Annotated in this window: 9 protein-coding genes; 2 read left to right on the top strand and 7 right to left on the bottom strand. The window is 41.4% G+C overall.

Translation table 11 applies throughout. The features are described from left to right. Positions 1–54: 54 nt before the first annotated feature. Positions 55–1,248, bottom strand: coding sequence for a TIGR03862 family flavoprotein (locus tag ACT4_RS01455; RefSeq protein WP_007479163.1), 1,194 nt, complete (start codon positions 1,246–1,248; stop codon positions 55–57). Next, complete coding sequence (locus tag ACT4_RS01460) at positions 1,238–1,891, bottom strand: SAM-dependent methyltransferase (protein WP_171054753.1); 654 nt, start codon at positions 1,889–1,891, stop codon at positions 1,238–1,240. The genes ACT4_RS01455 and ACT4_RS01460 overlap by 11 nt, the downstream gene beginning before the upstream one ends. A gap of 85 nt (positions 1,892–1,976) precedes the next feature. On the opposite strand from ACT4_RS01460, the gene ACT4_RS01465 reads away from it, so the two are divergent. Next, positions 1,977–2,168 carry a DNA gyrase inhibitor YacG gene (locus ACT4_RS01465; RefSeq protein ID WP_007479167.1) on the top strand — a complete coding sequence of 64 codons (192 nt, stop codon included), beginning with the start codon at positions 1,977–1,979 and terminating at the stop codon, positions 2,166–2,168. Here the strand turns inward: ACT4_RS01465 and ACT4_RS01470 are convergent. The 5 genes from ACT4_RS01470 to ACT4_RS01490 form a co-directional block, all read right to left on the bottom strand. After that, positions 2,165–2,809: an MBL fold metallo-hydrolase gene (locus ACT4_RS01470; RefSeq protein WP_004876592.1), complete on the bottom strand. Its 645-nt coding sequence runs from the start codon at positions 2,807–2,809 to the stop codon at positions 2,165–2,167. The genes ACT4_RS01465 and ACT4_RS01470 overlap by 4 nt on opposite strands. A 28-nt stretch (positions 2,810–2,837) precedes the next feature. Beyond that, positions 2,838–3,854 carry a ferrochelatase gene (gene hemH / locus ACT4_RS01475; RefSeq protein ID WP_007479168.1) on the bottom strand — a complete coding sequence of 339 codons (1,017 nt, stop codon included), beginning with the start codon at positions 3,852–3,854 and terminating at the stop codon, positions 2,838–2,840. 68 nt (positions 3,855–3,922) lie between these two features. Then, the gene (locus ACT4_RS01480) at positions 3,923–4,951 is read right to left on the bottom strand and encodes a DUF4062 domain-containing protein (RefSeq protein ID WP_007479170.1); all 1,029 of its coding nucleotides are present in this window, start codon (positions 4,949–4,951) and stop codon (positions 3,923–3,925) included. Between the two features lie 110 nt (positions 4,952–5,061). Further along, positions 5,062–5,934, bottom strand: a complete 873-nt coding sequence (gene murI, locus ACT4_RS01485) for a glutamate racemase (protein WP_034604431.1) — start codon at positions 5,932–5,934, stop codon at positions 5,062–5,064. A gap of 47 nt (positions 5,935–5,981) precedes the next feature. Further along, positions 5,982–6,605, bottom strand: a complete 624-nt coding sequence (locus ACT4_RS01490; protein ID WP_007479174.1) for a DUF1285 domain-containing protein — start codon at positions 6,603–6,605, stop codon at positions 5,982–5,984. Between the two features lie 188 nt (positions 6,606–6,793). Here ACT4_RS01490 and ACT4_RS01495 point away from each other — a divergent pair. Continuing rightward, the coding region (locus ACT4_RS01495; protein WP_007479176.1) for an NAD(P)/FAD-dependent oxidoreductase at positions 6,794–7,356 on the top strand (563 nt) is incomplete at its 3' end.

Below are 7,356 nucleotides of genomic sequence, written 5' to 3' on the forward strand. Positions count from 1 at the left end.
TAGAATATTTTTAATCAAAATAATATCGGATATAGCGTAAAAAAGTGAGCTGTTTCAGTCACTCAAAAGTTGATGAACACCTTGTCCTACTGCTCGCCCCGTTGCAAAACAGGCTGTCAGCAAATAGCCACCTGTAGGTGCATCCCAATCCAACATTTCACCACAACAAAAGATATAAGGATTAGATCGCAATTGAAACTGCGGAGACAGTGCCTCTTGCTTCACGCCGCCTGCACAACTAATGGCTTCTTGAATAGGACGGAATCCATCCAAAGGAATACATAACTGTTTGATATGTTGCGCCATTCGTCTAGCATCAGACCACTGTGCTTTAGTAATGACTTCACGAATTAAATTGATTTTGACTTGATCTAAGCCCGCTTTACGCCAAATATTAGTTAAAGACTGCTTTTTATTGCCTTGTAACTTATTTTCTAACTGCGCCAAACTGACATCGGGCAGCAAATCCAAATAAAGTTGTAAGACTTGATGGTTGGCATTTAAGTCTCTTAAATCACGCCCTAACTTATAGATCACACCACTTTCCAAACCATAGTGTGTAATCACAATATCACCATGCGTTTTGTTTTCTGCATTCACCCATGCATCAACGCGTTTAAGGGGTTGCCCAAAACAATCTTGCATGAATGGCGACCATGTTTTCAGTACTCCAACATTGCTGGGTTGAAAAGTTTCAATTTCGTCCTGTGCTAACCAATCTTGCCATAAGCCATCACTGCCCAACTGTGCCCAAGACACCGCACCACAGGCCAAAACTATCGCATCATAACTTGCCGTAAAACGCTGAGTCTGATTTTCAATCGTGAGTTCATTTTTAGATAATTCTACACAGCGATGGCGATAGTGAAATTTTACCATCGCTGTCATCAAACGTTTTAGCCAAGCGCGAAGTAAAGGCGCTGCTTTCATTTCAACGGGGAAAACTCGTCCAGAGCTGCCAATATAGGATTCGATGCCTAAACCATGCATCCAATTTTGAATCCACGCTGCATCCCACTGTTTGATCCAAGGCGCAAGCCATTCCGCTTGATCATAGCGTTGAATAAAATCCGTGACAGGCTCATTATGGGAAATATTCAGTCCTGTTTTACCTGCCATCAAAAACTTACGTGCAGCAGAAGGTTTTTGTTCAAACACATCAATCGTATAGTCATATTGACTGAGTACTTCGGCTGCCATCAAACCTGCTGGGCCAGCGCCAATAATGGCAATGCGCTTATTCGGCATCACTGCTCTCAGACCTGATCTGCCCTTGTAATGGCATGAAATCATCAAAACGCGTGACATATTCCTGAGGCTTAGTCATTAGCAATTGCTGGCATAATTCACCGCGTTCTAAGTACTTAATTTCAAAATGTGTACGTGCCGAATCACTAGCAATTTTTTGTTTTTCATATGGCAGCTTCCATATTTCAATCAGTTGCTGTTCCGCTTCATCAATATATTCGGGAATGTTACTGGCAAGTGTAATCGTGCCATTCGGCTTTAAGCGCGAAATTAGAAACTCAAAAAAAGGCATATTTAACCAGCGTTGTGCTGGATTATGAGGTTCTGGGTTGGGATAGAGAATAAAGAAATGTCCAACTTGTGCTGGAAATAAAGCATGGACGATCCACGGTAATGCATCCGCATGAATCGGGTTTAAATATTCACGCACTTCAAGTTGATGCTGTTTTTGCATCGCCAAAAATTTTTCTTTAGTACGCTCAATTGCATATAACGTGGTTTGAGGATTTTGTCCTGTAAAAAGTAAGGCATGCTTACCTTTACCAGCACCAATTTCAACGCAAATTGGTGTATTTGGAATTTGCTGAAAATCTCGTGGAGCTTGCATTCTATGCGCTTGAAATTGACGAATCGACATAATCACATCAAACTATCTATAAATCGGGCATAAGTCTAACAAGTCACTTTGCTTTTGCCTAATGTATTTAGTTTTGCTGTAGGAATTTTCTATGCCTCGTACATTTCCATGTCCACGTTGTGGTGAAGCTAGTACTTGGGAAGGCAATGAATTTCGCCCATTTTGTTCTGAGCGCTGCAAATTAATCGATCTAGGTGCTTGGGCAAGTGAAGAATATAAATTGCCTACTCAAGATGCACCTCAAGCAGGCTTACAGCGTCACGAAGATGACTATGAGGATTAGCCCGCTTTGCTCGCAACAAACGGGTTAAATTGCTTTTCATAACCGATGGTACTGATTGGGCCATGACCTGAAATAAACTGCGTTTCATCAGGCAAGCTAAAGCACTCACGTTGAATCGAATCAAGTAACTGTTGATGATTGCCTTTCGGAAAGTCTGTACGTCCAATCGAACCCTTAAACAGTACATCTCCTGTCCAAAGCAAACCATGTTGAGCGTTATAGAACATCACATGACCAGGAGTATGCCCTGGTGCAAAGCGAACCTCAAATTCATCATCACCCAGTTTAAGGACTTCTCCACCCTCCAACCACTGATCAACTTTGACAGGTTGAGGAATCGGGAAGCCATAACGTGCCGATACTTCTTGGATCATATCTAACCAAAACTGATCTTCTTTATGCGGCCCAATCACAGGAATTTTCCATGTCTCAGCCAACTCACCCACCGCACCTGCATGATCAAGATGCCCATGTGTTAGCCAAAGTGCCTTGACCTTTAAACCTAATGCTTCCACCTCTTTTTTGAGTACCGCTGCATCACCGCCCGCATCAATCAAAACAGCTTCTTTACTCTCACTATCCCAAACAATGGAACAGTTTTGAGCAAATGCAGTTACGGGCACAATTTTGACTTGCAGCATAAAAACCTCTGGCGAAATAAGCGTCGATTTAACGATGGGCTAAGGTATGAGTAAGAGCATCAAGATTAGCTTGAACAAGGCTCGCAAGCAAATCTATATGCGACTGTTGCGCATTCAAGGCAGGAATGTATGCATATTCTCCACCACCTGCATGTTGGAAAATTTCTTTATTCTGCATGGCTAATTCTTCAAGTGTTTCCAAACAATCTGCTGAGAATGCTGGACTAAGTACCTGTACAGATTTTACTTTTTGCTCACCCCATTGTTGCAGCAATTGATCTGTATAAGGCTTTACCCACTCTTGCTTACCAAATCGCGATTGGAAGCTAATCGCCCACTCATCATCATTTAAATGCAACGCTTCAGCGACTAAACGTGCTGTAGTTCGACAACGATCCGCATACGGGTCGCCTTTATCAGCATAAGGCTGAGGAATACCATGAAAAGACATGAGTAGTTTCTGCGCTTTGCCATGATGCGTTTGATATTCAAGAACACTTTCAGCAAGTGCCTGAATAAATAGTGGATGCTGATAATAATCTTTAATCAACGTCAAGCCAGGTAAATGGCGTTGTTTAGGAATCCATTTTGCAAAAGCATCATAAAGTGGTGCTGTCGACGTTGCTGAATATTGCGGAAATAATGGTAATAAAATGACATGTTCTTGTGGATCTTTTTCTAATTGATCCAGTACGCCATAAATACTCGGTTGACCATAAGTCATGGCAGGTACAACCGTTAAATCAAACTGATGATTTTCATCTTGTAAGCGTTGTTTGACCAACTGCGCTTGCTCAAGCACAATTTCCCGCATCGGTGAATCTTTTGACCATACTGAGGCGTAGGCTTCAGCCACTCGCTTTGGGCGAAACGTCAGAACGAATAAATGCAAGATCACCCACCAAATTGGTTTGGGAATTTCGATCACTCGCGTATCAGATAAGAATTGTTTTAAGAAACGACGCACTGCTGGCACAGTGGCTTCATCTGGCGTACCTAAATTAGCCAAAACCACAGTGACTTTTGGTTTTTGTATCGCTGACATTAACCGCTTCCGCTATAAGTAAATTTCTCTCATTACTTTAGCAGTTTTAGGATTTTTTTTAAATGGGTTTAATGCATGGTCTTAAACTGAAAAACCCGATTACTATCCAACATATTACTTTCCAATAGCTTCTGGCCTTTGTGCGTCAGCTGCCATAACATCCGTTGACGATCATCACGCCCAGCAGGAACAATCCACTCATTTTGTCGCATCTGCAATTTGATCTCATGCAAAGCACGGATATTAATCTGCGCGCGAGATACAGCATGCGCTCGTGGCATCTCTTTTCGAGCATCATCCAAACCAGTTTCATTTAAGTATTCATTCATACGTTTTGAAAAATATTCTTCTGGTGTTGGAATAATAAACGACGCACCTAAGACATTGAGTAGTTGTGCCCAAGTTATTTTACGAAAGGTTTTTATTTCTTTGAAATTGCCATCTTGGTAAGCATGCATACGATATTCAAATGAATACAGTTCATGCATAGAAACTTTTGGTACGGAAGCAATTGGATCAGCTTCACGCCCACCAACTTCTGCTTCGAGTTGTTTGACTTTGGTACGTAATGCATCAATTTCGTCTTGTAAGACTTGAGTATTTTGAGGACGAACCCAACCCACAACCGGATAGCGCTCCAACATTTGTGGCATGCTCGAACGCACAGCAAGCTCTAAATCTCTCAATGTCCGATAACAGAAAACTTGATCAACCTCATGCTGAAGTTGCTTTCTAAACTCTTTAAATTTTTCTTTCAGCTCAGGTTTATTATCATGCAAACTAGTTTCACGTGAATCAGGATCTTCATGCATGAAAACAATCACTGGTTTTTGTTTGGTCATTGCATAGATATATTCTAGATGCATATAGCCAACACCTGAGACTGACTGCTCACCGTACTGACTACCCAGCAGGATCACGACATAATCACAGTCATCAATCTGACGACGTGCAATCGAGGTACTTAAAGGTGTGCGCTGTTCCAAGCCCCACGAAAAGAACCCCATTCCAACCAAAGTTTGAGTTAATACTGCCCGCTCTGGTTGCATTTCATTGCCAGACGTAGAAATAAAAACTTGATAACGAGTATCTTGCATAGGCTGAGCCTCATTTTACTTATCTATAAACCCAAGCCCTTGAGCCTGTAATTTATGAACAGATAACCCCATAAAATCTTAATTATGGTTAGAAATTCAGAATCCAAAAACTAAACTTCAACCAGATCTTGAATCGTCCATGTCAGTTGTTCTGGTATCAAATGTTGGAGTACTGGCTCCAACTCAACCGCATTTTGACCGCTAACAAAACATTCAATACGTGTAATATTATGACTTATTTTGTCACATAATAACCTATTTTTTATCAAAATATATGCTGTTTGTCGCGCAACTGCCTGTCCTGAATCAATTAATTTCAGCTTTTCAGCAAAAATTTGATGAATAGCATCTTTCAAGAATGGATAGTGCGTACAACCAAGTACGAGAAAATCTGCGCCTTGGTGTACAACAGGTTCTAATATCTGTCGTAATACGCTTAAACAACCATCACTCATCTGCTGCCCAGCTTCTACAAACGGAACAAGCTCTAAACTGGTCACGGTTAACACCTTTACCCCTGCAGGTTCAGCAAACTTGGTCATCACATCTTTGATCAATCGACCACGAAACGTTGCAGGGGTTGCTAACACAGCGACAACCTTAGATTGTGTTTGCAATACAGCTGGCTTTAGCGCTGGTACTAATCCAACAATAGGAAAATTTTCCCCATAATGTTCGCGCAAATAATCCAAACTAAACGCAGATGCGGTATTACAAGCAACTACAGCAATCTTACAGCCTTGCCGATATAACCATTCAATTGCATGTGCCGTTAATTCACGAATTTCTTGGTCAGAACGTGCACCATAAGGAACGTGCGCCGTATCTGCATAATAAATGATGCGCTCATTTGGCAGATGTCGTGCAATTTCCTGTGCTATCGAAAGCCCTCCTATTCCTGAATCAAAAACCCCAATTGGTGCATCTGATGATGCATGTGGCATAGGATGAAGTACTTCAGTAATAGGTTGAACGGCAGTCATACAGATATATTGACACAATGATTAATTCACTCTTTTTAGCTTAAACCTCAGGTGCTCAAATGCAATACCAAATCACCACTTTTTAACGTTAAAACAGCTTCACCATTTTCAGTTTCTGACAGACAGCCATAATTCACGAGATGATAAAAACTTTGTCGTTGAATTAATGCATTTATACCAAAGCGTACATGCACATATGGACGCAATTCCCCTTGATATTCCCGCATAAAAATCGGATGTTCCTCATCTACGATCACGACATCTTGATTGGTTGTGGTCAACTGTAAATAAAGCTTACCCTCAATCTCAACTTGATCAGCCTGATTGATCAATAAAGGTTCATCCTCTACCTCAATTTCGATCTGCTCAACAGGGGTTTTTAAGTAGAATTTTCCATCTTCTTTCCAAAGCACTTTGCTAAACAGATCTAACAGTGCTTGGCGTTTGACCAATTGACCTTCGTGCCACCATTCTCCGTTAGCTTTTACGCGTAGATCCATTTTGCCACAATGCTTTGGATGCCATTGGTCTAAAGGTGGAATTGACCTTTTGTGACTTTGCTGTACATCTTTTAAGTATTGTGTAATGTTCATTAAGTTTTTATCATCAGACAACACGGTTTTTCCCTGATTTTCTAAAGAGTTTTGTGGAGAATCATTTTCATTTATCATAGTTTATGCCTTGCTGACGAGAAAATATGACCGCTCAGCCAATTGGCGAGATCAAGGTTTAAAACTATACTATCCCAAACGTTTGCAAGCGCAATAGCTAGTTTTTGTGCTTGGCAATTAAGAACACTCATGGCAGCACCGAATAGCAATGATTACGGTTGCCACCCTTAAAATATGAGGAGTCCTACATGGAACACATCGAACGCGAAGCGATGGAGTTTGACGTAGTGATCGTAGGCGCTGGACCTGCGGGTTTATCTGCTGCGATTAAAATTCGTCAATTAGCGATTGAAAACAACCTACCAGATCTTTCTGTTTGTGTGGTTGAAAAAGGCTCTGAAGTTGGTGCGCATATCCTTTCTGGTGCTGTACTTGAACCGCGTGCCATGAATGAATTGTTCCCGAACTGGAAAGAAGAAGGCGCTCCGCTGAATGTTCCTGTTACGGGCGACGAAACTTATTTCTTATTGTCTGATACCAAAGCACAAAAGATGCCGTATTGGATGGTTCCTAAATCAATGCACAACGAAGGGAACTATGTCATTTCTCTTGGTAATGTCGTGCGTTGGTTAGGTCAAAAGGCTGAAGAATTAGAAGTTTCTATCTTCCCAGGCTTTGCTGCTGCTGAAGTGCTTTACCATGAAGATGGTACCGTTAAAGGCATTCAAACAGGTGATATGGGGATTGGTAAAAATGGTGAGCCAACACATAACTTCACGCCGGGTTATGAACTTCACGCTAAATATACATT

Origin of the sequence: Acinetobacter sp. NBRC 100985 (genome assembly GCF_000241225.1) — a bacterium.
GTDB classification, from domain to species: domain Bacteria; phylum Pseudomonadota; class Gammaproteobacteria; order Pseudomonadales; family Moraxellaceae; genus Acinetobacter; species Acinetobacter venetianus.